Source organism: Denitratisoma sp. DHT3, from assembly GCF_007833355.1.
In the GTDB taxonomy this organism is placed as follows: Bacteria; Pseudomonadota; Gammaproteobacteria; order Burkholderiales; family Rhodocyclaceae; genus Denitratisoma.
Map to the genome: position 1 here is coordinate 2,458,422 of NZ_CP020914.1, position 24,747 is coordinate 2,483,168.

At 67.2% G+C, this 24,747-nt stretch carries 26 protein-coding genes and 1 tRNA gene; 17 read left to right on the plus strand and 10 right to left on the minus strand.

Annotation, left to right across the window (positions count from 1 at the left end):
• Nucleotides 1-9 precede the first annotated feature (9 nt).
• The 3 genes from B9N43_RS11285 to ccmI are packed head-to-tail and all read left to right on the plus strand — an operon-like array spanning nt 10 to nt 2,271.
• Nucleotides 10-537 carry a DsbE family thiol:disulfide interchange protein gene (locus B9N43_RS11285; RefSeq protein WP_145842297.1) on the plus strand — a complete coding sequence of 176 codons (528 nt, stop codon included), beginning with the start codon at nt 10-12 and terminating at the stop codon, nt 535-537.
• Nucleotides 530-1,006, plus strand: coding sequence for a cytochrome c-type biogenesis protein CcmH (locus B9N43_RS11290; RefSeq protein ID WP_222428715.1), 477 nt, complete (start codon nt 530-532; stop codon nt 1,004-1,006). Before B9N43_RS11285 ends, B9N43_RS11290 begins: the two co-directional genes overlap by 8 nt.
• The gene (gene ccmI, locus B9N43_RS11295; RefSeq protein WP_145842298.1) at nt 1,003-2,271 is read left to right on the plus strand and encodes a c-type cytochrome biogenesis protein CcmI; all 1,269 of its coding nucleotides are present in this window, start codon (nt 1,003-1,005) and stop codon (nt 2,269-2,271) included. The genes B9N43_RS11290 and ccmI overlap by 4 nt, the downstream gene beginning before the upstream one ends.
• Nucleotides 2,272-2,436: 165 nt before the next feature.
• On the opposite strand, the gene sugE is transcribed toward ccmI, so the two are convergent.
• Genes sugE through B9N43_RS11315 form a run of 4 tightly spaced genes read right to left on the minus strand, consistent with a single transcriptional unit; the run spans nt 2,437 to nt 5,597 of the window.
• A complete protein-coding gene (gene sugE / locus B9N43_RS11300; RefSeq protein WP_145843540.1) occupies nt 2,437-2,775 on the minus strand; it encodes a quaternary ammonium compound efflux SMR transporter SugE in 339 nt (112 codons plus the stop codon).
• A 22-nt stretch (nt 2,776-2,797) separates the two neighbouring features.
• Nucleotides 2,798-4,075 (minus strand): glutamate-1-semialdehyde 2,1-aminomutase, encoded by a 1,278-nt coding sequence (gene hemL / locus B9N43_RS11305; RefSeq protein WP_145842299.1) that lies wholly within the window; start codon nt 4,073-4,075, stop codon nt 2,798-2,800.
• A complete protein-coding gene (gene thiE, locus B9N43_RS11310) occupies nt 4,072-4,716 on the minus strand; it encodes a thiamine phosphate synthase (RefSeq protein ID WP_145842300.1) in 645 nt (214 codons plus the stop codon). Before thiE ends, hemL begins: the two co-directional genes overlap by 4 nt.
• A complete protein-coding gene (locus B9N43_RS11315) occupies nt 4,713-5,597 on the minus strand; it encodes a hydroxymethylpyrimidine/phosphomethylpyrimidine kinase (protein WP_145842301.1) in 885 nt (294 codons plus the stop codon). Before B9N43_RS11315 ends, thiE begins: the two co-directional genes overlap by 4 nt.
• A 150-nt stretch (nt 5,598-5,747) precedes the next feature.
• Here B9N43_RS11315 and B9N43_RS11320 point away from each other — a divergent pair, with 150 nt between their 5' ends.
• The gene (locus B9N43_RS11320) at nt 5,748-6,344 is read left to right on the plus strand and encodes a lysophospholipid acyltransferase family protein (RefSeq protein WP_145842302.1); all 597 of its coding nucleotides are present in this window, start codon (nt 5,748-5,750) and stop codon (nt 6,342-6,344) included.
• On the opposite strand, the gene B9N43_RS11325 is transcribed toward B9N43_RS11320, so the two are convergent.
• Nucleotides 6,325-7,764 (minus strand): cryptochrome/photolyase family protein, encoded by a 1,440-nt coding sequence (locus B9N43_RS11325; RefSeq protein ID WP_145842303.1) that lies wholly within the window; start codon nt 7,762-7,764, stop codon nt 6,325-6,327. The two genes, B9N43_RS11320 and B9N43_RS11325, sit on opposite strands and share 20 nt — an antisense overlap.
• Before the next feature lie 127 nt (nt 7,765-7,891).
• Nucleotides 7,892-8,830: a helix-turn-helix domain-containing protein gene (locus tag B9N43_RS11330; RefSeq protein ID WP_186453793.1), complete on the minus strand. Its 939-nt coding sequence runs from the start codon at nt 8,828-8,830 to the stop codon at nt 7,892-7,894.
• Nucleotides 8,831-8,920: 90 nt separating this feature from the next.
• On the opposite strand from B9N43_RS11330, the gene B9N43_RS11335 reads away from it, so the two are divergent.
• The 4 genes from B9N43_RS11335 to B9N43_RS11350 are packed head-to-tail and all read left to right on the plus strand — an operon-like array spanning nt 8,921 to nt 12,827.
• A complete protein-coding gene (locus B9N43_RS11335) occupies nt 8,921-10,045 on the plus strand; it encodes a DUF1214 domain-containing protein (RefSeq protein ID WP_145842305.1) in 1,125 nt (374 codons plus the stop codon).
• Entirely contained in the window at nt 10,042-11,208 is a 1,167-nt protein-coding gene (locus B9N43_RS11340) for a sulfotransferase family protein (protein WP_222428716.1), read from the plus strand. Before B9N43_RS11335 ends, B9N43_RS11340 begins: the two co-directional genes overlap by 4 nt.
• Nucleotides 11,209-11,239: 31 nt before the next feature.
• Entirely contained in the window at nt 11,240-12,028 is a 789-nt protein-coding gene (locus B9N43_RS11345; protein ID WP_145842307.1) for an SDR family oxidoreductase, read from the plus strand.
• A gap of 19 nt (nt 12,029-12,047) precedes the next feature.
• Nucleotides 12,048-12,827 carry an SDR family NAD(P)-dependent oxidoreductase gene (locus B9N43_RS11350; RefSeq protein WP_145842308.1) on the plus strand — a complete coding sequence of 260 codons (780 nt, stop codon included), beginning with the start codon at nt 12,048-12,050 and terminating at the stop codon, nt 12,825-12,827.
• A 74-nt stretch (nt 12,828-12,901) separates the two neighbouring features.
• Here B9N43_RS11350 and B9N43_RS11355 read toward each other — a convergent pair whose 3' ends face one another.
• The 3 genes from B9N43_RS11355 to B9N43_RS11365 form a co-directional block, all read right to left on the minus strand.
• Nucleotides 12,902-14,080, minus strand: a complete 1,179-nt coding sequence (locus B9N43_RS11355; RefSeq protein ID WP_145842309.1) for an acyl-CoA dehydrogenase family protein — start codon at nt 14,078-14,080, stop codon at nt 12,902-12,904.
• A gap of 17 nt (nt 14,081-14,097) precedes the next feature.
• Nucleotides 14,098-15,237: an acyl-CoA dehydrogenase family protein gene (locus tag B9N43_RS11360; RefSeq protein ID WP_145842310.1), complete on the minus strand. Its 1,140-nt coding sequence runs from the start codon at nt 15,235-15,237 to the stop codon at nt 14,098-14,100.
• A gap of 212 nt (nt 15,238-15,449) precedes the next feature.
• Nucleotides 15,450-15,800, minus strand: coding sequence for a dihydroneopterin aldolase (locus B9N43_RS11365; RefSeq protein ID WP_145842311.1), 351 nt, complete (start codon nt 15,798-15,800; stop codon nt 15,450-15,452).
• Nucleotides 15,801-15,860: 60 nt separating this feature from the next.
• On the opposite strand from B9N43_RS11365, the gene plsY reads away from it, so the two are divergent.
• Complete coding sequence (gene plsY / locus B9N43_RS11370; RefSeq protein WP_145842312.1) at nt 15,861-16,496, plus strand: glycerol-3-phosphate 1-O-acyltransferase PlsY; 636 nt, start codon at nt 15,861-15,863, stop codon at nt 16,494-16,496.
• A 137-nt stretch (nt 16,497-16,633) separates the two neighbouring features.
• On the opposite strand, the gene tsaD is transcribed toward plsY, so the two are convergent.
• Nucleotides 16,634-17,659: a tRNA (adenosine(37)-N6)-threonylcarbamoyltransferase complex transferase subunit TsaD gene (gene tsaD / locus B9N43_RS11375; protein ID WP_145842313.1), complete on the minus strand. Its 1,026-nt coding sequence runs from the start codon at nt 17,657-17,659 to the stop codon at nt 16,634-16,636.
• A gap of 131 nt (nt 17,660-17,790) precedes the next feature.
• Between tsaD and rpsU the strand changes: the two genes are divergently transcribed.
• The 8 genes from rpsU to B9N43_RS11415 all read left to right on the plus strand — a co-directional run bounded on the left by rpsU (nt 17,791) and on the right by B9N43_RS11415 (nt 24,652).
• Nucleotides 17,791-18,003, plus strand: a complete 213-nt coding sequence (gene rpsU / locus B9N43_RS11380; protein WP_145842314.1) for a 30S ribosomal protein S21 — start codon at nt 17,791-17,793, stop codon at nt 18,001-18,003.
• A gap of 102 nt (nt 18,004-18,105) precedes the next feature.
• Nucleotides 18,106-18,552, plus strand: coding sequence for a GatB/YqeY domain-containing protein (locus B9N43_RS11385; protein ID WP_145842315.1), 447 nt, complete (start codon nt 18,106-18,108; stop codon nt 18,550-18,552).
• A gap of 31 nt (nt 18,553-18,583) precedes the next feature.
• Nucleotides 18,584-20,326, plus strand: a complete 1,743-nt coding sequence (dnaG, locus tag B9N43_RS11390; RefSeq protein WP_145842316.1) for a DNA primase — start codon at nt 18,584-18,586, stop codon at nt 20,324-20,326.
• A 99-nt stretch (nt 20,327-20,425) separates the two neighbouring features.
• Nucleotides 20,426-22,522 (plus strand): RNA polymerase sigma factor RpoD, encoded by a 2,097-nt coding sequence (gene rpoD / locus B9N43_RS11395; protein WP_261379314.1) that lies wholly within the window; start codon nt 20,426-20,428, stop codon nt 22,520-22,522.
• A gap of 38 nt (nt 22,523-22,560) precedes the next feature.
• Nucleotides 22,561-22,637: transfer RNA gene (locus B9N43_RS11400), tRNA-Ile, on the plus strand.
• A 174-nt stretch (nt 22,638-22,811) separates the two neighbouring features.
• Complete coding sequence (locus B9N43_RS11405; RefSeq protein ID WP_261379315.1) at nt 22,812-23,024, plus strand: type II toxin-antitoxin system Phd/YefM family antitoxin; 213 nt, start codon at nt 22,812-22,814, stop codon at nt 23,022-23,024.
• Between the two features lie 168 nt (nt 23,025-23,192).
• Complete coding sequence (locus B9N43_RS11410; protein ID WP_145843542.1) at nt 23,193-23,696, plus strand: RNA polymerase sigma factor; 504 nt, start codon at nt 23,193-23,195, stop codon at nt 23,694-23,696.
• A gap of 5 nt (nt 23,697-23,701) precedes the next feature.
• A complete protein-coding gene (locus tag B9N43_RS11415; RefSeq protein WP_261379445.1) occupies nt 23,702-24,652 on the plus strand; it encodes a FecR family protein in 951 nt (316 codons plus the stop codon).
• The last annotated feature ends 95 nt before the right edge of the window (nt 24,653-24,747 follow it).

Consider the following 24,747-nt stretch of genomic DNA (forward strand, 5'->3'; position numbering starts at 1 on the left):
GGAGACCACATGCGCCGCTTTCTGTTGCCCCTGGGCATTTTCGTGGTCCTCGTCGGCTTTCTGGCCGTCGGCCTGCGCCTCGATCCGCGCGAGGTGCCCTCGCCCCTGATCGGCAAGCCGGCTCCCGACTTCCACCTGACCCAGCTCCACGCGGCCGACCGGACCATCGCGCCGGCGGACCTGAAAGGCAAGGTCTGGCTGCTCAACGTCTGGGCCTCCTGGTGCGTCTCCTGCCGCCAGGAGCACCCGCTGCTGGTGGATCTGGCCCGCCAGGACATCGTTCCCATCGTCGGCCTCAACTACAAGGACGAACGCGACGCCGGCAAGGCCTGGCTGGCCCGGCACGGCGATCCCTACCAGCTCTCGGCCTGGGACCACGACGGCCGGGTCGGCATCGACTACGGCGTCTATGGCGTGCCCGAGACCTTCGTCATCGACAAGGCCGGCACCATCCGCTACAAGCAGATCGGCCCGATCACGGCCGAGGCGCTCAAGGAAAAAATCATTCCGCTGATCAAGGAACTCGACGGTGCGTAAATTCATTCTCCTCGCCGGCCTGCTGCTTTGTACCGGCCTCGCCGCGCCGGTGCTGGCCAAGGAAGCCGCCCCGGCGGCCGAGGACCAGGCGCTGGAAGCGCGGGTCCATGCCATCGCGGAAGACCTGCGCTGCCTGGTCTGCCAGAATCAGAACCTGGCCGACTCCCACGCCGAACTCGCCATCGACCTGAAGAACGAAATCCGCGAAATGTTCAGGAAGGGCATGACGGAACAGCAGGTCACCGACTTCCTGGTCCAGCGTTACGGCGATTTCGTGTTGTACCGGCCGCCGGTCAAGAGCAACACCTGGCTGCTTTGGATCGGACCGTTCCTGCTGCTGGCGGGCGGGCTGGGCGTCTTGTTCGTGAAATTGCGCAAACGCCGCCAGCAGGTGGCGGCACCGCTTTCCGTCGAGGAAAGGGCGGCGGCGGAGCGTTTGTTGGATAGCAATGGGAAGGAAGGGGCATGACCCTGTTCATCATCATCGTCGGCGCCCTGCTGGTCGCCGTCATCGCCGCCCTGGTATTGCCGTTGATCCGTACCCGCCCGGCCGACGCCGGCGATCCCGGCCAAGCCCGGGCCTTGAGCCTGATGGTGCTGCGCGAGCAGCGCGCCGACCTGGAGCGGGAGCGGGCCGAAGGCACCCTGGACGACAACGCCTACGCGCAGGCCAAGGAGGAACTGGAGCGCCGCGCGCTGGACGACGCGCTGGCGGATGCGCCCCTGTCCCCGAACCGCCCCCTCCAGGCACCGCGCGCCGCCCTGGCCGTCGCCATCGCGCTGCTGCTGCCGCTGCTGACGGTCGGCATCTACGCCTTCCAGGGCACCCCGGATGCCTTGATCGCGGGCAAGCAGACGGGTGCCGGCAGCGACGCCCACAGTGCCACCCCCGAACAGGTTGCCGCCATGGTCGAGCGCCTGGCGCAACGCATGGCGGAATCTCCCGACGACGGCCAGGGCTGGCTGATGCTGGCCCGTTCCTATGCCGCGCTGGGCAGGTTCGCCGAATCCGCCGCCGCCTATGGCAAGGCGACCGCGTTGCTGTCGCCCAACGCCCAGATGCTGGCCGACTATGCCGACGCAATGGCCATGGCGCAGGGACGCAGCCTGCGCGGCGAGCCGGAGAAGCTGCTGCGCCAGGCCCTGCAGGCCGACCCCGACAACGTCAAGGCGCTGGCGCTGGCCGGCACCGCCGCCTTCGACCAGCACGACTACGCGCAGGCGATCGCCCACTGGCAGAAAATCCTCGCCCGGCTGCCGCCGGACAACGAACTCGCCGAGGGCATCCAGAACGGCATCCGCGAAGCCCGGGAGCGCATGGGCGGCGGTGCCGGCCAGCCCCCCGCCGCGCGACAGCAGAGCAAGCCGGCCGCCGCCAAGGCACCAACCGCCGACAGCGTCTCCGGCACGGTTTCGCTGGCGCCCGCGGTCAAGGCCAAGGCCGCGCCGGGCGACACGGTGTTCATCTTCGCGCGCGCCGCCAACGGTCCCAAGATGCCGCTGGCCATCCTGAAGAAGACCGTGGCCGAGCTGCCGGCCGCGTTCGAGCTCGGCGACAGCCAGATGATGACGCCCGACATGAAACTCTCCGACTTCCCGGAAGTGATCGTCGGCGCCCGCATCTCCAAGAGCGGCGACGCGATCGCCCGCGCCGGCGACATCGAAGGCTTCTCCGCGCCGACCGCCCCGGGCGCGAAGAACCTGAAGGTCGTGATCGACAGCGTGCGGAATTAGGAATTAGCGTAAAAAACGAGCTTTTCCGCCGGGCCGTCCCAAGGAAAAGCGGCACGCGGCGCCAGCCGCAACGCATCGGTGCCGCTACGAAGCTCCCCCAAACACCCGAGCGCAGCGAGCCGTATCGCCCCCCCGGAGGGGGGCGAAGGGGGGCGAGCCTTTAAATCAGGAAAACGTTTTCAGGCCGACGATGCCGGCGACGATCAGGCCGATGCTGACCAGGCGGACGATCTCGCGCGACTCGCCGAACAGGACCATCCCCAGCAGGGCGGTGCCGACCGCGCCGATGCCGGTCCACACCGCGTAGGCGGTGCCCAGCGGCAGCGCCTTCAGCGACCAGCCCAGGAGCAGCACCGAGGCCGCCATCAGGGCCAGGGTGAGCAGGGAAGGCAGGGGGCGACTGAAACCGTCCACGTATTTCAGCCCCACCGCCCAGCCAACCTCGCACAGGCCGGCGACGAACAGCACCAGCCAGGCGGCCAGGGGCGACAAGGTGGGCGACATGGAGTGCAGGGACGAGGCCGCCTCAGCCACGGGCGAACCAGGCGTCCGCCGCCGCCACGGTGGCGGCGATGTCCGCCTCGGTATGCGCGATCGAGACGAAACCGGCCTCGAAGGCGGCGGGGGCGAAATAGATTCCCGCCTCCAGCATCGCGTGGAAGAAGCGGTTGAAGGCGTCGCGGTCGCTGTCCATCATCTCGGCGTAGCTGCGCGGCGGCGTGGCGGCGAAATACAGGCCGAACATGCCACCCACGGACTGGGCGCAGAAGCGCACGCCGTGCTTTTGCGCGGCGGCGGTGAGGCCCTCGGTGAGCGAGCGGGTGCGGGCCGCCAGGACGTCGTAGAAGCCAGGCGCCTGGATCTTTTTCAAGGTCACTAGACCAGCCGCAACCGAGAGCGGATTACCGGAGAGGGTGCCGGCCTGATACACCGGCCCGAGCGGGGCGATTTTCTCCATCACCTCGCGCCGACCGCCGAAGGCGCCCAGCGGCATGCCGCCGCCGACGATCTTGCCGAAGGTGGACAGGTCCGGGGTGATGCCGAACAGGCCCTGGGCCGAGCCCAGGCCGACGCGGAAGCCGGTCATCACCTCGTCGAAGATCAGCAGCGCGCCGTGCCGCTGGGTGAGTTCGCGCAGCGCCTTGAGGAATTCCTGGGTCGGCGCGATCAGGTTCATGTTGCCCGCCACCGGCTCGACGATCACGCAGGCGATGCGCTCGCCATGATGCGCGAAGACCTCGGCCAGTTGGGCCGGGTCGTTGTATTGCAACACCAGGGTGTGCTGGGCCAGGTCTGCCGGCACGCCGCCGGAGGAGGGGTTGCCGAAGGTGAGTGCGCCGGAGCCGGCCTTCACCAGCAGGCTGTCGGCATGGCCGTGATAGCAGCCTTCGAACTTGATGATCAGGTCGCGCCCGGTGTAGCCGCGGGCCAGGCGGATCGCACTCATCGTCGCCTCGGTGCCGGACGACACCAGGCGCACCAGTTCCATGCTCGGCACCAGTCGCACCAGCAGCTCGGCCAGTTCGATCTCGCCCTCGGTCGGCGCACCGAACGAAAGGCCCCGCGCCGCGGCCTGCTGCACGGCGGCCACCACGTCAGGGTCGGCGTGGCCGAGGATCAGCGGCCCCCAGGAGCCGACGTAGTCGATATAGCGCTTGCCGTCCGCGTCCCAGACGTGGGCGCCCTCGCCGCGACTGAAGAAGCAGGGCGTGCCGCCGACGGCGCGGAAGGCCCGCACCGGGGAATTCACGCCGCCGGGAATGGTGCGCTGGGCGCGTGCGAAGAGCTTTTCATTGAGAGTCATGTCTGGTTCGCAAAAAACAGGTTCTGAAAGGCTTCCGACCGTGCGGAAATGTCCATTGCGTCGAAGAGGTCGGTGATCACGGCCACCATGTCGGCCCCTGCGGCGATCGCCGCGGGGGCGTTCTCCAGGGTGATGCCGCCGATCGCCGCCACCGGCAGTTCGAAACGGCGCTTGGCCTCGCCCAGCAGGTCGAGGGAGGCGCGCATCGCCTGCGGTTTGGTGCCCGAGACATATACGCTGCCGACGCCCACGTAGTCGGCGCCGGCCCTGGCCGCGGCCTCGACGCGGTCCAGATCGGCATAGCAGGAAACACCGAGAATGCGCTCGGGCCCCAGTTCCTTGCGGGCGGCGACCGCGTCGCCGTCGCTGTCGCCCAGATGCACGCCGTCGGCGCCGATCTCCAGCGCCAGCGGCAGGTCGTCATTGACGATCAACAAGGCGCCGACGGCGCGGCAGACGCGCAGCAATTCGGCCGCCTGCGCCCGGCGCAGAGGCGCGGGCGCCGTCTTGTTGCGATACTGGACCAGGCGCCCACCGCCGCGCAGCACCATGCCGATCATCGCCGACAGCCGCGGCAGCAGCATGTCGTCCGGGGTGATGGTGTAGAGCCCGCGCAGCATTGCGCGCTTGCCAAGACTCATGGTCGCACTCCCCCGGGTGCGTTGCCCGCGGTGCCCGCAGCCGGCTCCGCAATGTCCTCTTCGCCGCGCGCCCAGAACAGGCGGTCGGGAATGTACTGGCCCATGCCGGGGCGGAAACCCGCCGCCAGGGCCTGCCAGGTGTATTCCTGGGCCTCGCGCACCGCCTCCTCGATCTCCACCCCCTGCGCCAGGTTGGCGGCGATCGCCGACGCCAGGGTGCAGCCCGAGCCGTGGTAGCTGCCCGGCAGGCGCTCCCAGCGGTCGGCCCGCAACTGGCCGCGCGGACCGTAGAGCGTATTCACCACCTGCGGCGTGTGTTCGTGGGTGCCGGTGACCAGCACGTACTCGCAGCCCGCCACGATCAGGCGCCGCGCGCACTCGGACAGCGAAGGCTGGTCGTCCTCGTTGTCCTCGTCCAGCGCCAGGCGCCGGGCCTCCAGGCTGTTGGGGGTGATGATGGAGGTCTGCGGCAGCAGCAGCTCGGTCATCGCCGCCACCATCTCCTCGTCGGCCAGCTGTTCGCCCCGCCCCGAGGCCAGCACCGGGTCCAGCACCAGCGGAATGTCCGGGTAGTCGGAGACGATCTCGGCGATGGCTGCGATGGTCTCCACGCTGCCCAGGAGGCCCAGCTTGAAGGCCGCCACGGGCATGTCCTCCAGGAGCGCCCGGGCCTGGTCGGCGACCCAGTCGGCATCGATCGCCAGCACCGACTCGACGCCGGCCGTGTCCTGCACGGTGATCGCCGTCACCACCGACAGCGGGTGGCAGCCCATGCTGGCCAAGGTGAGCAGATCGGCCTGGATGCCGGCGCCGCCGGTGGGATCGGTGGCGGCGAAGGTCAGGACCAGGGGCAGCGCGGATTCGGCAGCGAGGGAAGGCATGGGCGGCGGGAAAAGCTGCGATAGACGCGCCCATTCTAACCGATCGCCGCCCGCCGCCCGACCGGGAAGGGCGGCCGACGCGGTCCATGGGAAACCAATCGGGGGACGAATCGTGGACAATACGCACCCGTCGATTTCCCGCATCCGCCGATGCTCAAATCCTTCCGCCGTCAACTCGCCAAGCTGGGTCCCGCCCTGTTTCGTCTGCTGGCCCTCACCTGGCGCATCCGCGCGCGCGGCCCGCTGCCGCCCGAGCCGGCGGTGGTCGCCTTCTGGCACGGGGAGATGCTGCCGGTCTGGAAACACCTCGCCGCCCGGCGCCCGCACGCCCTGGTGAGCCGCAGCCGCGACGGCGGCCTGCTCACCCGCCTGCTCGAAGGCTGGGGCTACACGGTGATCCGCGGCTCCTCCTCCAAGGGCAACAAGGAGGCCTGGACCGAACTGGTGACGGCGGCGCGCCGCCACCGGGTGCTGCTCACCCCCGATGGGCCGCGCGGGCCGGCGCGGGTGCTGAAGGCCGGTGCGGTGGTCGCCGCCCATCGCGCCGGCGTGCCGCTCTATCTGTGCCGGGTGCGCTGCCGCTGGGCGATCCGCGGCACCCACTGGGACAACTTCCTGATCCCGCTGCCCGGCGCCGCCATCGCCCTGGAGTTCGTGCATCTGCCGGTACCGGCGGACGCGGACCGCGACACCATCGACCGGCTGATCGACGAAGCGCAACAGCTGCTCAACGCAGCCGCGGACTGATCTGCCGGAAGCGTTCCAGGGTCCGCTGCCGGGCCAGGGCATGGTCGACCAGGGGCGCCGGATAGTCGCGACCGATGAGCACCCCGCAAGCCGTCTGCTGCTGATGACTCATCTGCCAGGGCGCGTGGATGAAACGATCAGGAACGGCCGCCAGCACCGGTAATTGGCTGCGGATGAAGACGCCGCCGGGGTCGAACCGTTCCGACTGGGCCACTGGGTTGAAGATGCGGAACCAGGGCTGGGCGTCGCAGCCGGTGGAGGCGGCCCACTGCCAGCCGCCGTTGTTGGCGGCCAGGTCGTGATCGATCAGCTGTTCGGCGAAATAGCCGGCGCCGCGCCGCCAGTCCTGCCCCAGATCCTTGGTCAGGAACGAGGCCGCCACCATGCGCAGCCGGTTGTGCATGAAACCGGTCCGGTTGAGCTGGGCCATCGCCGCGTCCACCAGCGGATAGCCGGTGCGGCCCTCGCACCAGGCCAGGAACGGTGCCGGGTCGTCGGCCCAGGCCAGGGCGTCGAACGCCGGCTTGAAGCAGCCATCGACCAGGTACGGGTGATGCCACAACAGCATCTGGTAGAACTCGCGCCAGATCAGCTCGGAGAGCCAGACCTCCGCCCCGCGGCTGGCCATCAGGGTGGCGCGGCCGTGGGCGAAGGCCGCCAGGCGCCGGATCGACACGGTGCCGAAGCGCAGGTGCGCCGACAGCCCCGAAGTGGCCGCCAGCGCGGGGATGTCGCGGCGCTCGGCGTAGTCGTCGATGCGCGCGGCGAACTCTTGGAACAGGGCTTCGCCGCCAGCCATGCCGGCCGGCGGCAGCGGAGCGGGTTCCGCCGTGAAGCCCAGCCGAGCCAAATCGGGCAGAGGCGCCGGCAGCGGCGGCGGTGCGAGCCGGGCCAGCCACGGCTGCACCGGGTGGGGCGCCAGATCCTGCGGCGTCAGGCGTGCCAGCCAGGCGCGCCGGTAGGGCGTGAACACCGCATAGGGACGGCCGGCGCCGCTCAGCACCTCGTCCCGCTCGAAGATCACCTGGTCCTTGCTGCCTCGCATCGCGCGTCCATCGGCCGCCAGGCGGCGGGCCACCGCGGCGTCGCGCCGCCGCGCCGTCGGTTCGTAGTCGCGGTTGGCATAGACTGCCGCCACGTTCAGTTCCGCCGCCAGGCGGGGAATCTCATCCTCGGGCCGGCCCTCGCGCCAGATCAGGCCACCGCCGGCCTGACGCAGTGCGGCATCGAGCTGGCGCAGGCATTCGAGCAGGAAGGCCACGCGCCGTACGCTGCGGCCGTGCAAGGCGTCCAGGATTTCCCGGTCGAAGACGAAGGCGCACCAGACTCGTTCATGTCCACCCAGCGCCGCCGCAAGCGCGGCCTGATCATCCAGCCGCAGATCGCGGCGGAACCAGACGAGGGCGGCACTGCCGTTCATGGCCGATGCCGCACGGGCTCGGCGGTGCCGGCGCACATCTGGACAAGTCGGCGCTCCCGATGAAACAAGTTCCGCTTGCGCCCCTGCGGCGAGAATGGACGCCATGCACGCCCCCGCGCCATCATCCTCAATCGCCTTGCTCCTGCCCCGCCAGGCGCTGGCGGCGGGTGCGCGGCGACTCGCCGTAGCGGCCGCGGAACACCCGGCTGAAATGGGACATGTCGTTGAAGCCCCACTGCAGCGCGATCTCGGTGATCGTCAGGTGCGCCAGCAGGGGGTTGCCCAGCGCCTTCATGCACTGTTCCAGGCGTTGCTCCAGGATGTAGCGGGAGAGGGTCTTGCCGGTGGCCTCCATCAGCGTGTGCACATGGCGGGTGGACAGGCCCAGGGCGGCGGCGATCGAGGCGACGCCGAGCTGGGGATCGGGCAGGTGGGCGCTGATGTGGTCCAGCAGCCGGGTGCGGTTGCGCGCCAGGGCGCCGGAATCCGCCGCCTCGCCGGGATGGAACAGCACCCCCATCAGGTCCAGCAGGGCCGCCGACAGCGCGGGTACCTCGCCGGGCGCGATCTCGTCGCGGCGCTGCCAGATGTTGATCAGGAAATTCCACAGCACGCTGCCGCCGCCGAAGTGGGCGCTGCGCGGCGTCACGCAGGCTGGCCGCAGATCGCCGTGGCGCGACTGGAGGATGCCGGTCGGCACGTTGACCACCAGGCTGTGGAAGTTCGCCGACTGCCAGGCCGCGTAGGGGGAGCAGCCATCCACCAGCGACAGCGCACGCGTGCTGGAGGCGGCCTCGCGGCCGAACTGGCGATGGCGCAGCATCCCGCTTTGCACCAGGAACAGGGTCAGCACCGGCGGCGCGTCGGTGGTCCGGCCGTCGGCGTGGCGGCCAATGGCGATCGGCGCCGAGACGAAGAATTCGTGGAACCCGATTTCCCCCATCGACCACGCCGACCAGGCGCCATGGAAATCCTCCGGCGCCGCCTCGGCGATGCGGGTGCCGGGAAACAGCCGGGCCGAAAGTTCGCGCCAGGCGGAGAAATCCTTGCAAACTTCCATAGGCATTGCGGATCGACGGGAACGGGCAGTATGGCGGCAAGCGGCAGCGGCGTCCAGGGTGCCCTGGACGGCCGACTTCATTGAAGAGGAGCATCCATGACAAACACATCCAACGAACAACAGATTCTCAGCGGCCAGCTCTGGGAGGCCTACTGCGATACCCTGAAGCGCGCCGGCCGGCAGTTGCTGCGCCCGGAGACGCCGCACACCGCCTTCGACCAGGCCGAGGGCATGCGCTACCTGTCGCGCCTGGTGCGGGCGGGCCTGGAGATGATGGTGGAGGGCGCCGACGCGGATTTCCCGACGTTCGTGATTCCCTCCCACGAGACCATCAAGATCGGCGCCGACAATCCGGACAACCTCTACCAGACGGCCCGCATCAACGGCCGGAACGAATACCGCATCCGCGGCAGTCGCGGCACGGTGCCGACGCTGAACTTCGCCACCAAGAAGGGCGGCTACGAAAAGGCGGGCAGCAAGCTGGAGGGCACCGGGCTGCTGAACGCCCAGGAGATGCAGGTGGATGCCGACGGCGGTTTCGAGATCCTGGTCTCGGCGAAACGCCCCGCCAGCGGCAACTGGCTGCCGATGGAAGAGACGTCCCACATGCTGCTGATCCGCCAGACCTTCCATGACCGCCGGCGGGAAAAGGCCGCCGAATTCTCGATCGAACGGATCGGCCATGGTGGCGCCCCGGCGCCGCTCGACCCGGCGCGCTTCGCCGCCAGCCTGATGGCCGCCGGCCACTACACGGAGAACACCGCCCGCCTGTTCTGCGACTGGGCGGCGCTGTTCAGGAAGGAGCACTGCAACACCATTCCGCTGGGCGACCAGGCGATGTTCCAGGCCGCCGGCGGCGACCCCAACATCGCCTACCACCACGGCTACTGGGAATTCGGCGAAGACGAGGCAATGGTGATCGACGCCGTGGTGCCGCCCTGCGAGTTCTGGAATTTCCAGGTGGACAACTACTGGATGGAGTCCCTGGACTACCGCCACCACCGCATCCACGTGAATTGCCACGGCGCCCACTACAACCCGGACGGCAGCGTCACCATCGTCATCGCCCACCGCGATCCGGGCCACCCCAACTGGCTCACCACCGCCGGCCACCGGCTGGGCACCAGCCTGTTCCGCGTGATCGGCGCCGGCGGCGCCACGGCGAAGATTACGACCCGGCTGGTGAAATTCACCGACATCGCCAAGGAGCAATGCGCATGACCTTCGACATGGACACCCTGATGGCCGAGGCCCGCCGCCGCGCCGGCGGCCTCGCCGATTTCGGCGACGAGCGCTTCCGTCCCGCGCTGATCGCGCTGCTCAAGGCATTGAACGAGGAAGGAGGCTTGTCCGAACTCGGCGTTCAGCTGATGAGTGAGCACATCAGCCGACTGCTGCACAATCGCCTGTTGATGGAGGACTACTATGCCCGCCATCCGGAAATCGAAGCGGAAGAGATCTGCGGCCCCATTGTCATCATCGGCCTGCCCCGCACCGGCACCACCCTGCTGCAACGCATCCTCAGCTGCGATCCGCGCTTCTATCCGATGCTCTGGTGGGAGACCCGCTTCCCCGTGCCGCTGGGACCGTCGGACAGCGGCGAAGCCGACCCACGCGTCGAAATGGCCAAGGCTGAAGTGAAGATGATGGTGGACGCCAATCCCACCCTGCTCTCCATTCACCCCTTCGACGCCACCGCCGCCGACGAGGAAGGCATCCTACTGGAGCATTCCTTCCAGAGCTTTTTCGACGCCTATGTCGACATTCCCAGCTACACCCAATGGATGTGGGACCACGACCAGACCCCGGCCTACGAATACCTGGAACGCATGTTGAAGTTCGTCCAGTGGCAAAAACGCCAGCGGGGCGAGGCGGCCAGCGACTGGGTGCTGAAGGCGCCCCACCACCTGCGCCAGATCGACGTGCTGTTCAAGGTCTTTCCCGGCACCCGGGTGATCCAGACCCATCGCGATCCATTGCAGACCATCCCCTCCATCGCCAGCTTCACCGACAACCTGTGGAAGCTCTACATGGCCGATCCCGACCCGGCCCGGGCCGGACGCCAATGGTCGGACATCTGGGCGCGAGGCACCAAGGAAACGATGCGCTACCGAGACCACTGTGCGCCCGGGCGTTTCCTCGACGTCTGGTTCGCCGATACATTGACCCAGCCCCTGGAAGTGGTCCGCGCCATCTACGACTTTCTCGGGGTCAGCTTCCCCGCGGACACCAAGGACAGGATGCAGGCCTTCCTTGACGCCAACAGCCGCGAGAAGCGGCCGTTGCACGAATACGCCATTGAGCACTTCGGGCTTTCCGAGGCGCAGATCAAGCAGGACTTCGCCGAATACCGGGAGCGCTACATTCTGCCCCACATGAGTTGAACCGATAACACCACGAGAGGAGAGAACCACCATGCTGCTGAAGAACAAGGTCGTCATCATTTCCGGCATCGGCCCGGGCCTCGGCGTCAAGCTGGCGATCGAGGCTGCCCGGGAGGGCGCCAAGGTCGCCATTTCCGCCCGCACCGCCGCCAACCTGGACGATGCCGAGCAGCGCATGAAGGCCGTGGCGCCGGATTGCGAAGTGCTCAAGCAGACCACCGACATCACCGACCGGGCTCAGTGCAAGCGCCTGGTGGAAGCCACCGTGGCCCGCTTCGGCCGGATCGACGGCCTGGTGAACAGCGCCGTCTACCATGGCAACTTCGAGCCCGTGGAAAGCGCCGATCTGGAGGACTGGCGCCGCGTCTTCGACACCAACGTGGTCGGCACCATGAACCTGTCCCAGGAGACCATCCAGGCCATGAAAAAATCCGGGGGCGGCGCCATCGCCATGGTCAACACCATGGCCACCCGCAAGCCCTTCCCCAGCGAGGCCGGCTACGCCGCCTCCAAGGGCGCCCTGACCGTGGCCGCCAAGTACCTGGCGAAGGAAGTGGGCCGCCACGGCATCCGGGTCAACAGCGTCTACCCCGGCTGGATGTGGGGCGTGCCCGTGCAAGGCGGCGTGAAGGCAATGGCGGCGGCGCAGAACATCAGCGAGGAGGCATTCATCAAACAGCTCGAGTCCAACATGGCCCTGGGTCGCATCGTCACCGACGACGAAGTGGCGAGGGTCGCCCTGTTCCTGGTCTCCGACTACTCCACCGCGATGACCGGGGCCATCCTCGACGCCAACGGCGGCGAGTTCATCGCCGTCTGACGCCACAAGGAGAGCGCACATGCCACGCTTGCGGAACAAGGTTGCCATCGTCACCGGCGGCGCACGCGGCATGGGCGCCGCCACTGCGCGCCTGTTCGTCGCCGAGGGCGCACGGGTCGTCATCGCCGACGTGCTGGATCAGGAAGGCGCCGCGCTGGCCGCGGAACTTGGCGCCGACGCCCGCTACCGCCATCTGGATATCACCGACGAGACCGCCTGGCAGAGGCTGGTGGCGGAAACCGTCAACGATCTCGGCCAGATCGACATCCTCATCAACAACGCCGCCATCCTGCTGTTCCGCACCCTGCTGGAAACGGAGAAGGCCGAATTCGAGCGGGTGCTGCAAGTCAACGTACTGGGAGCCTTTCTCGGCATCAAGTCGGTGGCGCCGTCGATGATCGCCCGCGGCAAGGGGGCGATCGTCAATATCTCCTCGGTGGATGGCATGAAGTCGGCCAACGGCCTGGGCGCCTACTCCTCCAGCAAATGGGCGGTGCGCGGCCTGACCCGCACCGCCGCCCTGGAACTGGGCCACAAGGGCATCCGGGTGAATTCGGTGCACCCAGGGGGCGTCAACACCTGGATGTCCAACCCCGACAAGCTGTCCCGGGACATCATCGACAAGAGCTATCCCAACGTGCCCCTGCAGAGGATCGGCGAGCCCGAGGAGATCGCCCGGGTCAGCCTGTTCCTGGCCAGCGACGAGGCCTCCTACGTCTGCGGTGCCGAGGTGGCGGTGGATGGGGGCATGCTCACCGGCAGCTACTATCAGGCCCTGCCCGGTGCGCCGGGAATCTGAAACGCCTGGGTGCCAGAAACACAAAGGGCCGGGCAATTGAATTGCCCGGCCCTTTGTCTGTTGAGTCACATCGTCTAGCGCGGTTCCCGGGGCAGACCCAGCGCCCGCTCGGAGATGATGTTGAGCTGGATCTCGTTGGTGCCCGCGTAGATGGTGTCGGAGCGGGTGAACATGAACATGCCCTGCAGCTTCTGGCGGGTGAGGTCGTTCTCGTCCACCACCATCGACTCGTTGCCCAGGATATCCATCGCCAGCTTGCCCAGGTCGCGGTGCCAGTTGGACCAGAAGTACTTGTACATCATGCCTTCGCGCGGCAGGGTGCCGCCCTCGGTGCCCGACAGCATGCGCAGCGCGTTGTAGCGCATCGCGCGCAGGCCGGCCCAGGCCAGGGCGATGCGCTGGCGGATCGAAGGGTCGGCGTAGGCGCCGTTCTTCTTGGCTTCGGCCGCGATCAGCTCCAGCTCGTGGATGAAGTGCATCTGCTGTCCCAGGGTGGAGGTGCCGCGCTCGAAGGCCAGCAGCGCCATCGCCACTTTCCAGCCGTCGCCGGGTTCGCCGATCACGTTCTCGGGCAGCGCCACGGCGCCGTCGAAGAACACTTCATTGAACTCGGCGGTGCCGGTGAGCTGCTTGATCGGGCGCACTTCGACGCCGGGCTGGTCAAGCGGCATCAAGAGGAAGATCAGGCCCTTGTGGCCCTTGGAGCCGGCCTCGCAGCGGGCCAGGACGAAGATCCAGTTGCACTCGTGGGCGAGCGAGGTCCAGACCTTCTGACCGGTCACCTTCCACTTGCCGTCCTCGAACACGGCCTTGGTCTGCACGTTGGCCAGGTCGGAGCCGGCGCCGGGCTCGGAATAGCCCTGGCACCAGTAGTCGCGGCCTTCGCGGATACCGGGCAGGAAGCGCTGCTTCTGGTCCTCGCTGCCCAGAGCCAGGATGGTGGGGCCGATCAGGCCCTCGCCCAGGTGACCGAGCCGACCGGGGCCACCGGCGCGGGCGTATTCCTCGTGAAAAATCACCTGATGGGCCAGCGACAGGCCGCGCCCGCCGTGTTCCTGGGGCCAGTTCACGCAGGCCCAGCCGCCTTCGGCGAGCTTGCGCTCCCACTTCTTGCGCAACGCCGGATAGGCCTCCTCGTCGCCGGGGCCGCCGCGGAAGCGCAGCACCTCGAACTCGCCCACCAGGTTGGCCTTCATCCACTCCGCCACTTCGCGGCGGAAGGCTTCGTCTTCAGCGGAAAATTCCAGTTTCATGTTTGTGCAACCTCGCGTTACTGGCCGAAGACGCGGGACGCAATGTCCTCGCGCAGGGCGGAACTGCTGCCGAACCAGGCGGCGGTCGCCTGGGCCCGCTTGAAATAGAGCTGGGGGTCGTATTCCCAGGTGAAGCCGACGCCGCCGTGGAGCTGGATCGCCTCCTGGGCGCAAAAGAACAGGGCGTCGGTGGCGTAGAACTTGGCGGCCTCGGCCTCGGCGAAATCCTCGTCGCCGACGGGACCGGCCACGGCCAGACGACAGGCGGCGCCCAGGGCCAGGGAACGGGCGGCCTCGATTTTCACCATCATTTCGGCGCAGCGGTGCTTGACGGCCTGGAAGGAGCCGATCACGCGGCCGAACTGCTTGCGCTCCGACACATAGGCCACGGTGATGTCGAGGCAGCTTTGGGCGGCGCCCACCTGCTCGGCGGCCAGGGCGACCATGGCCTGGGCGGTGGCCTTCATCATGCCGACGGTGGCGTCGGCGGCGCCGGACAGGCAGCGTTCCTCGGCCAGCGCCGCGCCCTTCAGGGTCAGTTGGGCATAGGGCCGGGTCTCGTCGACGGTCTTGCGCCGGCTCACGGTCACGCCGGCATCGTTCGGCGCGACGCGGAACAGGCGCAGGGCGCCGGCCTCGTCGCGGGCGGCGACCACGAACAGGTCGGCGGCGGAGCCGTGCAGCACGCAACGGGCCGCGCCGTCCAACTGCCAGCCGGCGCCAGCCTGCTTGGCCGTGGCCGCGGCGGCGCCGGGGCGCCAGCCGATGTCGTCGGCGGAGAAGGCGGCGGCGGCGGTCACTTCGCCAGCCGCCAGCTGGCCCAGCAGTTCGGCGCAACGGTCGGCGTCGCCTGCCTCGCGCAGCGCGCCGGCGGCCAGCACCGCAGAGGCGAAAAAGGGCAGGCAGGCCAGGCGCTGGCCCATCTGTTCCATCAGCAGGGCCACTTCGACCAGGGAAAGCCCCAGGCCGCCCAGGTCCTCGGGCACGTCGGTGGCGCACCAGCCCAGTTCGGTGGCGGCCTGCCGCCAGAGGGCGGTGTCGATGCCGTCGGGCGTCGCCATCGCGGCGCGCACCTTGGGGGAATCGCTGTGATCGTTCAGGAAGGATTGCGCGGAAGCGCGGATGATTTCCTGGTCATCGTTGAGCACGAAGTCCATGGGTTCGGTTCCAATTTGTTTTCGGTTCGATTCCGCCGCGGGGCGAAACAGGTCGCCGGGGCCGGGGCGACATCACTGCATATCCGCGGCGATGTTGCTTTTCTCTTCAGGGTCTTGCGACCCGTGGGGCCCGCCTGCGTGGTGGGCCCAATCATACCGTACACCGCCCTCTGGCCGCCCCCGATGCAGCCATGGCCTGCCTTTGCCGCCCCTCAGGCGCGGGCGCGCTCGATCTGCACGCCGACCCGGCGCACGCCCTTCATGATGCCGATCTTGGCGATGGAAATCTTCACCCAGGGCGCGCCGAACTCGTCCAGCATCAGGCCGATCACGTATTCGCCCAGGGTCTCCAGCAGGTTGAAGTGGCGCTCCGCCAGTTCCTTGCGGATGCGCTCGATCACCACGTCGTAGCGGATGGTGTCCTCGATGGCGTCGTTCTTGGCCGCCGCGTCGGGCACGCCGAACGTCAGGCTCAGCTCCAGGGTCTGGGGCGCGGCCTTTTCCCGCTCGAAGATGCCCACGTGGGCCTCGACCCGCATGTCGTCGATGAAAATGAAGTCCATAAAGTCCGGCCCCGGGCGTCGGTTAGAATCGGCGCCATTCTAGGTTATCCGCCCGCCTCCATGAGCCCGTCTCCCCTCGTCCTGTCGCTGGTTCTCGGCTACCTGCTCGGTTCCCTGCCCTTCGCCGTGATCGTCTCCCGCCTGTTCGGCCTGGCCGATCCACGCAGCTTCGGCTCCGGCAACCCCGGCGCCACCAATGTGCTGCGCACCGGCAACAAGGCGGCGGCGGCGCTGACCCTGCTCGGCGACGCCGCCAAAGGCTGGGTGGCGATGGCATTGGCCGGCGCCCTCGGCGCGGACGCCGCCGGCATCGCCCTGGCCGGTCTCGCCGCCTTCCTCGGCCATCTGTTTCCGCTGTTCCTCGACTTCAAGGGCGGCAAGGGCGTGGCCACCGCCCTGGGCGTGCTGGCGGGCCTGTCCGGTTGGCTGGCGCTGATCTGTGCCGGCACCTGGCTGATCGTGGCGCTGGTCAGCCGCTATTCGTCGCTGGCCGCCTTGGCGGCCGCGGTCGCCGCCCCGGCCGCCGGCTGGGCGCTGGGCCTGCCGCAGACGGCGCTGCTGGTGCTGCTGGCAATGACCGGCCTGCTGCTGCTGCGCCACAAGGACAACATCAAGCGCCTGCTGGCCGGCACCGAGGGCCGCCTGGGAAGCAAGCAGAAGAACGCCTCAACCGGCCAACAGGAGAGGCTCCGATAAGGGGCTGTACCGGCTGACCGAAAAAACGACAAGAAGGCCCGCCCCCTCCCAGCCTCCCCCTCTCCGGGGGAGGTGACGATATTTGCTCGCTACGCTCGAAGTTGTCTCACACTCCGGTTTTGCGTTCTTTCACGCTATCAGGCGCCCGGTTGCAGCAGCTCGGCCAGGGGCCAGCGCGGGCGCACGGCGAAGGCGCCGTTGCCGGCGGGCCGCTGGCCTTCGGCCAGACGCCGGGCGCCGCAGAAGGCGATCATCGCGCCGTTGTCGGTGCACAAATCCAGTTCCGGGTAATGCACGCGGATGCCGGCCTTGGCCGCGCCGGCGTCGAGCCGCTGGCGCAGGCGCCGGTTGGCGCCGACGCCGCCGGCCACCACCAGGGTGTCCAGGCACTGCGCCCGCACCGCCGCCAGCGCCTTGGTTGCGAGCACCTCGGTCACCGCCTCCTGGAATTCGGCGGCCAGGTCGGCACGCTCGGCCGCGGACGGTTGCCGGTCCCGCACCTGGGTCAGCACCGCGGTCTTGAGGCCGGAAAAACTGAAATCGAAGTCGCCCGAATGCAGCATCGGCCGCGGCAGCTTGCAGCGCCCCGGCGTGCCCTGCGCGGCCAGGGCGGACACCGCCGGCCCGCCCGGATAGCCCAGGCCGAGCAGCTTGGCGGTCTTGTCGAACGCCTCGCCGGCCGCGTCGTCGAGCGACTCGCCGAGCAACGCGTAGGCACCGACGCCGTCGACCCGCATCAACTGGGTGTGGCCGCCGGACACCAGCAGGGCGACGAAAGGGAAACGGGGCGGGTCGGCGGAAAGCAGGGGCGAGAGCATGTGGCCCTCGAGGTGATGCACCGGCAGGGCCGGCACCCCCAGCGCGAAAGCCAGCGATTCGGCGAAACCGGAACCCACCAGCAGCGCGCCGGCCAAGCCGGGCCCGGCCGTGTAGGCGATCGCGTCGATGTCCCGTCGCGCCGCCCCGGCCTCGGCCTGAACCCGCTCCAAGAGCGGGATCAGGCGCCGGATGTGGTCGCGCGACGCCAGCTCGGGCACCACTCCGCCGTATTCCTCGTGCATCGCGATCTGGGAATGCACGGCATGCGCCAGCAGGCCCCGCTCCGTGTCGTAGAGGGCCACGCCGGTTTCATCGCAGGAGGATTCGATGCCGAGGACGAGCATAGGGGCGGCATTGTAGCCGCTCCCCGGAACAGGATCGGCGCCCGCCGCGAAAACGTTTGACATCGAAAGGAAAGCGGTTAAAATGCGCCCCTTTTCCCGCCCCAGCAGGGGTTTCCATCAGGATTAATGCAATGCCGGGTATCCGCGTCAAGGAAAACGAGCCGTTCGAAGTCGCCATCCGCCGCTTCAAGCGCACCATCGAAAAAACCGGTCTATTGACCGAGTTGCGCTCGCGCGAGTTCTACGAGAAGCCCACCGCCGAACGCAAGCGCAAGCTGGCCGCCGCCGTGAAGCGCCATCACAAGCGCATCCGCAGCCAGACGCTGCCGCCGAAGCTGTACTAAGCAGCCCGGCTGCGCCCCGCCAGGGGCCGTGGCAACCAGATCACTGCTGAAACCGCCTTCGGGCGGTTTTGGCGTTTCAAGAGACTGTTTCGAGGAGCCACCATGTCGCTGAAGCTGCGCATCAACGAGGATATGAAAACGGCCATGCGAGCCAGGGAGGCCGCCCGCCTGGGCGCCCTGCGCCTGTTGTTGGCCGCCATCAAGCAGAAGGAAGTGGATGAGCGGGTGGAACTGGACGACGCCGGCGTGATCGCGGTGATCGACAAGATGCAGAAGCAGCGCCGCGACTCGATCAGTCAATACGAAGCGGCCGGCCGCCAGGATCTGGCCGACGCCGAGAAGTTCGAGGCCGAGGTGCTGGCCGCCTACCTGCCGGCCGCGCTGTCCGAGGCGGAACTGGCGGCGATCGTCGCCGCCGCAGTGAGCGAATCCGGCGCGGCCTCGGCCGCCGACATGGGCAAGGTGATGGCGCTGATCAAGCCCCGCGTCGCCGGACGGGCGGACATGGGCCTGGTCTCCAAGCTGGTGAAGAGCCGGCTCGGCACCTAACCTGAGAGCCGGGAGGTTTTCCCGGCAACGCATGATTCCCGAGTCCTTCATCCAGGATCTGCTGGCCCGCATCGACATCGTCGGGGTGGTGGAAAGCTACGTCCCGCTGCGCAAGGCCGGCGCCAACTACTCGGCGTGCTGCCCCTTCCACAGCGAGAAGACTCCATCCTTCACGGTCAGCCCCAGCAAGCAGTTCTACCATTGCTTCGGTTGCGGCGCCCACGGCAGCGCCATCGGTTTCGTGATGCAGTATTCGGGGCTGGGCTTCATCGACGCGGTGGAGGAGCTGGCCGGTCGCGCCGGGATGCAGGTGCCGCGGGAAGCCTCCTTCAACCGCCGTGTCGAGGACGCGGCCCGCAAAGCCCCCCTGACCGAGCTGATGGCCCGGGCCATGAAATTCTACCGGGACCAACTCAAGACCTCCCCCAAGGCCATCGACTACCTCAAGGCCCGGGGGCTCACTGGCGAAATCGCCGCCCGCTTTGCCCTGGGCTACGCCCCCGATGACTGGCAGGGGCTGGAAAAGGTCTTCCCCAATTACAACGACGATGCCCTGGTCGAATGCGGCCTCATCATCGTCAACGAGCAGGGCCGTCGCTACGACCGTTTCCGCGACCGCGTCATGTTTCCCATCATCGACCAGAAGGGCAATGTCATCGGCTTTGGCGGCCGGGTCATCGGCGCTGGCGAACCCAAATACCTCAACTCCCCGGAAACCCCGCTGTTCCAGAAGGGCCACGAGGTTTACGGCATGCCCCAGGCGCGCAAGTCCATCCACGGCGAAGACCGGGTGATCGTGGTGGAAGGCTATATGGACGTGGTAGGCCTGGCCCAGAGCGGTGTAGAGAACGCCGTCGCCACCCTGGGCACCGCCGCCACCGGCACCAACGTGCAGAAATTGCTGCGCCAGGCCAGCCGCGTGGTGTTTTGTTTCGACCGGGATGCCGCCGGCGACAAGGCTGCCTGGCGAGCCATGGAGGTCAGCCTGGAATTCCTGGTGGACAACAAGAGTGTGGAAATCCTGCAAATGCCCGGCAACCAGGATCCAGACGAATTTGTCCGGGAGCATGGTCGCGAAGCCTTCATCACTCAGCTCAACAATGCCACCAAGCTCAGCGAATTCCTCGTGCGCGGCCTGCGCGAACGCACCAAGCCCTACACCGCGGAGGGCCGCGCCCGCTTGATCCATGAGGCCAAGCCGCTGCTGCAGAAGGTGGCGGCGCCGGTCCTGCGCGTGCAACTGACCAAGGCGATCGCCGAACTCGCCCAGCTGTCGCAGGCCGAGGTCGAGGTGCAGTGCGAGTTGCGCCCGCTGACCCGCAGTCGTCCCGCGCCGTTCGCCCCGCGCAACCGCACCAGTCCGCGCTCCATCGAGCACGCGCTGCTGGAGATCGTGCTGCAAAAGCCCGAATGGTCGCTGCGCCTGCCGCTGGAGCTGATCGCCGCCGACCAGCCCGAAGGCGCCGCGATCCACGCGGTGGCGGACGCCATGGACCATGGCGAACTGCATGGCGGCGGCGGCATGGGATTGCTGCTCGAGTTCTTCCGCGGCCATCCGCAGGAGGCCCTGGTGTCGTCGCTGGCCGCGCAACTGACGATGGAGGAACCTGACGCGGCGTCCCTCGAGGCGGTGCTCAACGACGCCCAGGGCAAGCTCCGGCAAGGCTCGCTGCGGCGCGAAATCGACGTCCTGACCGCGCGGGCGCGGGAGGGTACGTTGAGCCCCGAAGAACGCCGGCGGCTGGCGGAACTATTGGCCCGCAAGGGTGGCTAACGCTATAAGTACTGTATAATTGAGCGCTTTTCCTGCGCTTTACCCACTCCAAGAAAAGGGTAACGAGCGCAGCATCGGGTGCCTGAACCGAGGATCGTCATGCCCAAGGAAACAGCCAAGCAAACCCAAACCCAGACCAAGTCCGCCGCCATGAAGACTACTACCAAAGCGGCCTCCGTCGCCAAGAAGCCGGCCTCGGCCGAAAAGAAATCGTCCGCGGTCAAGGCGGTGCCTGCCGCGAGTCCGGCCGCTCCGGCGCCGGTCGCGCCGACCAAGCCCCTCGCCAAGACGGCCGGTGGCAAGGCCGCGGGCAAGAAGGGCCGGCTTGCCCAGGTGGCGCCCGAGGCGCCCCAGCCGCTGGACGTCGAAGCCAAGCGCACCCGACTGAAGAACCTGATCGCCCTGGGCAAGGAACGGGGCTACCTGACCTACGCCGAGATCAACGACCACCTGCCCGACGACATGGTGGACGCGGAGCAGATCGAATCGATCATCTCCACCTTCAACGACATGAGCATCCAGGTGTTCGACGAGGCGCCGGCCAGCGAGGATCTGCTGCTCAACGAGGGCGCCCCGGCGCCGGTGGATGCCGAGGAGGTGGAAGAGCAGGCCGAGCAGGCGCTGGCCACGGTCGACTCCGAATTCGGCCGCACCACCGACCCGGTGCGCATGTACATGCGCGAAATGGGCTCGGTGGAACTGCTCACCCGGGAAGGCGAAATCGAGATCGCCAAGCGCATCGAGGACGGCCTCAAGCACATGGTCATGGCCATCTCCGCCTGCCCCACCACCGTGGCCGAGATTCTCGAACTGGCGGACAAGGTGGCGCGCGACGAAATGCGCATCGACGAGGTCGTCGACGGCCTGATCGATCCGAACGCCCCGCCGGAGGAAGAGCAGGAGGCCGTCGCGGACGACGAGGATCTGGAATCCGACGACGACGACGACGAGGGCGGCGGCGCGGTCGCGGCTTCCCTGCTGAAGCTCAAGCAGGAAGCGCTGGAGCGCTTCACCGTGATCCACCAGCACTACGGCAAGCTGATGGCGGCGCTGACCAAGAAAGGCTCCCAGGACAAGGGCTATCTCAAGGTGCAGAAGGCCATCTCCGACGAGCTGATGAACATCCGCTTCACCGCCCGCACCATCGAGCGCCTGTGCGACTCGGTGCGCGGCATGGTGGAAGCCGCGCGCAACCACGAGCGCAAGATCCTGCATCTTTGCGTGGACAAGGCGCACATGCCGCGTCCCCACTTCATCAAGGTCTTCCCCGGCAACGAGACCAACATGGAGTGGCTGAAGCAGGAGGTGCAGTCCAACAAGCCCTATTCGGCCCAGTTGATGCGCGTCGCGCCGAACATTCTCGAGCAGCAGCAGAAGCTGATCGACCTGCAGACCCGCATCGGCATCCCGTTGAAGGAGCTCAAGGACATCAACAAGCAGATGTCCACCGGCGAAGCCAAGGCGCGCCGCGCCAAGCGCGAGATGACCGAGGCCAACCTGCGCCTGGTGATCTCCATCGCCAAGAAATACACCAATCGCGGCCTGCAGTTCCTCGACCTGATCCAGGAAGGCAACATCGGCCTGATGAAAGCGGTGGACAAGTTCGAATACCGCCGCGGCTACAAGTTCTCGACCTACGCCACCTGGTGGATCCGCCAGGCGATCACCCGCTCCATCGCCGACCAGGCGCGCACCATCCGCATCCCGGTGCACATGATCGAGACCATCAACAAGATGAACCGGATCAGCCGCCAGATCCTGCAGGAGACGGGCATGGAGCCCGATCCCGCGACCCTGGCGATCAAGATGGAAATGCCCGAGGACAAGATCCGCAAGATCCTCAAGATTTCCAAGGAACCGATCTCCATGGAAACCCCGATCGGCGACGACGACGACTCCCATCTGGGCGACTTCATCGAGGACTCGGCCACCCTGGCACCGGCCGATGCCGCCCTGTTCGCCAGCCTGCGCGAAGTGACCAAGGAAATCCTCGACAGTCTGACGCCGCGCGAGGCGAAGGTGCTGCGGATGCGCTTCGGCATCGAGATGAACACCGACCACACCCTCGAGGAAGTGGGCAAGCAGTTCGACGTCACCCGGGAACGCATTCGCCAGATCGAAGCCAAGGCCCTGAGGAAACTCAGGCACCCGACCCGCTCCGAGAAGCTGCGCAGCTTCCTGGATTCGGAAACCTGATCCGCCTTTCGCCGCTCCCGCCCACCGGTGGGAGCGACGGGCCTGTAGCTCAGTCGGTTAGAGCAGAGGACTCATAATCCTTTGGTCCTGGGTTCGAGTCCCAGCGGGCCCACCATCCACAAAGTCCCTGATTTACTGAGTCAGGTTTTTTTCTGGTTCATCGTGGCGTTCCGAGGAAAGCCGCGATGAACCTTTCTTTGTGTAAATATCTGACTGACTGGCGGCTCCTGTCACCAACTCACTTGTGGTCAGCCACCGGGCAACGGCTTGTCGGGAACTGAACCAGGACGTGACGCGGGCAAAGAAGGCCGCCAAGAGCGGCCCGGTGTTCATCACGGATCGCGGTAAACCTGCGCATGTGCTGTTGAGCTTCGAGGACTATCAGCGGCTGACAAAGCAGCGGCGCAACATCGCCGACGCGCTGGCGATGCCGGATATTGCGGACATCGAGTTCGAGCCGCCGCGCGTGACCATTGAAGTCCAGCCAGCTGATCTTTCATGATGTACGTGCTCGATACCAACGTGCCGTCCGAACTGCGCAAGGTACGGCTTGGCAAGTAGTTGCTAACTTTGCATAAGGTTCGCGGATCATTGCCGCGAACCCTTTTTCTTGTTTGATTTGTTATCATCGCTATATCTAGTTGTATATAGCGAAAACATGTCATCAAAGATGACCTGGCACGGGGTGGATCTGCGGTGGGCGTACGCCGATCTGCTTGGGGGTATCCAGCGACGGACGGGGTGCGTCCATCGTGCAGGCGATGTATTGCACGATTCCCTGATCCGACTGGCCCTGGCGACGACGCGCGAACCCATCGCGCGGCCGCATGCCTATCTGCGTACCGTGGTCGGCACGGTGCTGACCGACCATTACCGCGACGATGCTCGCTGGGCGCCCTTGCCCGATTACGAAGACTGGACCGGGGAAGGCAACTTTGCCGCGCTCGCCCCATCGGCTGAACGAGTCGCGCAGTTACGCGCCTGCCTGAGCGCCGCGCAGCGCGTGTTCGACCGCCTGCCGGCCAAGCGCCGCGAAGTGTTCTGGTTGTTCCGCATCGACGGATTGAGTTGCCGGGCAATCGCCGAGCGCCTTGGGCTTTCCATCCGCACCGTGGAAAACCACGTCATGCGCACCATGGTCGATCTGCGCGATGCAGAGGAGTTGATGATTTGAGCGGTGTGCGCGAGGAGGCAGCGCGCTGGTTTACCCGCATGCTCGGCACTGAAGTCGATGACCCGGAACGGGGACGTTTCGAGGCCTGGCTCACCAGCAATCCGGCGCATGCCCGTGAATACGCGGCTTTCGAGGAGTTCTGGCAGCGCCTGGATAGTCCGCAAGGATGGGAAACCGTCGGCCAGGGGCTGGATCGCAAGCGCGAACAACGCCGACGCTTGTTGAAAAATCACCTGGGCGCCATCCTGCTGGTCAGCATTGGCGGCGAAGCGGCCTGGTGGCAATGGCGCCACACCGCCATCTGGGAAGTTGCCCTGCGCAGCGAGATCGGCCAACCCAGGCGGGCAATCCTCGATGACGGCAGCCAGCTTACCCTCGGTGCGACCAGCGCGGCCGAAGTCAGTTACAGCCGGGCCGAGCGCCGTATCGTGCTCCAGCAGGGCGAGGCCGCGTTCGACGTCGTACGCGATGCGGAGCGTCCCTTCATCGTCGAGGCTGGCGATATCCGAGTCACTGTGCTGGGAACGCGTTTTGCCGTCAACCGGCTGGTCGACCGCACTCGCGTCAGCGTCGATCACGGGTGCGTCCAGATCGAGACAGGCCCTTTCTGGCGGCGCCGGCGCATCCAGTTGCAGGATGGCGAAGTCGCCGAACTCATCTTCTCGCCAAATGCCGAAGCCCAACTCGCCCGCGTCCAGCGCAACGCGGCCGGCGCTTTCGCCTTCGAGAGCGGCTTCATCGACCTGGAAAACGCCGGTCTCGCCGAGATCGCCACCACCTTCTCGCGCTACCGCAAGGCGCCGGTCGTCCTGGCGGGCCCGCTCGGAAGCGAATCGCGTGTCACCGCCTCGGTAAACATTGCCGACGTCGAGGGTTTCTTACGGTTGCTGCCGAAAATGGCTACTGTCGATGTGCGCTTCGAAGCCAATGGCAAGGCGGTTCTGCAGCGGCATTGAACTACTGTTCCGTCCAAATCAAAAAATAATTTGAGTAATTTCTGGCGCTGCTCCGTCAAGGAAGCGAAACCACGCTTTTCACCTTTTGACCGGAG

What these genes read in the sequence shown, in the direction of transcription:
- B9N43_RS11285 (WP_145842297.1), top strand. Translation starts at nt 10, where the DNA reads ATGCGCCGCTTTCTGTTGCCCCTGGGCATTTTCGTGGTCCTCGTCGGC.
- hemL (WP_145842299.1), bottom strand. Translation starts at nt 4,075, where the DNA reads ATGACTCTCAATGAAAAGCTCTTCGCACGCGCCCAGCGCACCATTCCC.
- B9N43_RS11360 (WP_145842310.1), bottom strand. Translation starts at nt 15,237, where the DNA reads ATGGACTTCGTGCTCAACGATGACCAGGAAATCATCCGCGCTTCCGCG.
- B9N43_RS11350 (WP_145842308.1), top strand. Translation starts at nt 12,048, where the DNA reads ATGCCACGCTTGCGGAACAAGGTTGCCATCGTCACCGGCGGCGCACGC.
- rpoD (WP_261379314.1), top strand. Translation starts at nt 20,426, where the DNA reads ATGCCCAAGGAAACAGCCAAGCAAACCCAAACCCAGACCAAGTCCGCC.
- B9N43_RS11410 (WP_145843542.1), top strand. Translation starts at nt 23,193, where the DNA reads ATGACCTGGCACGGGGTGGATCTGCGGTGGGCGTACGCCGATCTGCTT.
- B9N43_RS11315 (WP_145842301.1), bottom strand. Translation starts at nt 5,597, where the DNA reads ATGCCTTCCCTCGCTGCCGAATCCGCGCTGCCCCTGGTCCTGACCTTC.
- dnaG (WP_145842316.1), top strand. Translation starts at nt 18,584, where the DNA reads ATGATTCCCGAGTCCTTCATCCAGGATCTGCTGGCCCGCATCGACATC.
- rpsU (WP_145842314.1), top strand. Translation starts at nt 17,791, where the DNA reads ATGCCGGGTATCCGCGTCAAGGAAAACGAGCCGTTCGAAGTCGCCATC.
- tsaD (WP_145842313.1), bottom strand. Translation starts at nt 17,659, where the DNA reads ATGCTCGTCCTCGGCATCGAATCCTCCTGCGATGAAACCGGCGTGGCC.
- B9N43_RS11320 (WP_145842302.1), top strand. Translation starts at nt 5,748, where the DNA reads ATGCTCAAATCCTTCCGCCGTCAACTCGCCAAGCTGGGTCCCGCCCTG.
- thiE (WP_145842300.1), bottom strand. Translation starts at nt 4,716, where the DNA reads ATGAGTCTTGGCAAGCGCGCAATGCTGCGCGGGCTCTACACCATCACC.
- B9N43_RS11325 (WP_145842303.1), bottom strand. Translation starts at nt 7,764, where the DNA reads ATGAACGGCAGTGCCGCCCTCGTCTGGTTCCGCCGCGATCTGCGGCTG.
- sugE (WP_145843540.1), bottom strand. Translation starts at nt 2,775, where the DNA reads ATGTCGCCCACCTTGTCGCCCCTGGCCGCCTGGCTGGTGCTGTTCGTC.
- B9N43_RS11345 (WP_145842307.1), top strand. Translation starts at nt 11,240, where the DNA reads ATGCTGCTGAAGAACAAGGTCGTCATCATTTCCGGCATCGGCCCGGGC.
- plsY (WP_145842312.1), top strand. Translation starts at nt 15,861, where the DNA reads ATGAGCCCGTCTCCCCTCGTCCTGTCGCTGGTTCTCGGCTACCTGCTC.
- B9N43_RS11385 (WP_145842315.1), top strand. Translation starts at nt 18,106, where the DNA reads ATGTCGCTGAAGCTGCGCATCAACGAGGATATGAAAACGGCCATGCGA.
- B9N43_RS11340 (WP_222428716.1), top strand. Translation starts at nt 10,042, where the DNA reads ATGACCTTCGACATGGACACCCTGATGGCCGAGGCCCGCCGCCGCGCC.
- B9N43_RS11355 (WP_145842309.1), bottom strand. Translation starts at nt 14,080, where the DNA reads ATGAAACTGGAATTTTCCGCTGAAGACGAAGCCTTCCGCCGCGAAGTG.
- B9N43_RS11330 (WP_186453793.1), bottom strand. Translation starts at nt 8,830, where the DNA reads ATGCCTATGGAAGTTTGCAAGGATTTCTCCGCCTGGCGCGAACTTTCG.
- B9N43_RS11335 (WP_145842305.1), top strand. Translation starts at nt 8,921, where the DNA reads ATGACAAACACATCCAACGAACAACAGATTCTCAGCGGCCAGCTCTGG.
- ccmI (WP_145842298.1), top strand. Translation starts at nt 1,003, where the DNA reads ATGACCCTGTTCATCATCATCGTCGGCGCCCTGCTGGTCGCCGTCATC.
- B9N43_RS11365 (WP_145842311.1), bottom strand. Translation starts at nt 15,800, where the DNA reads ATGGACTTCATTTTCATCGACGACATGCGGGTCGAGGCCCACGTGGGC.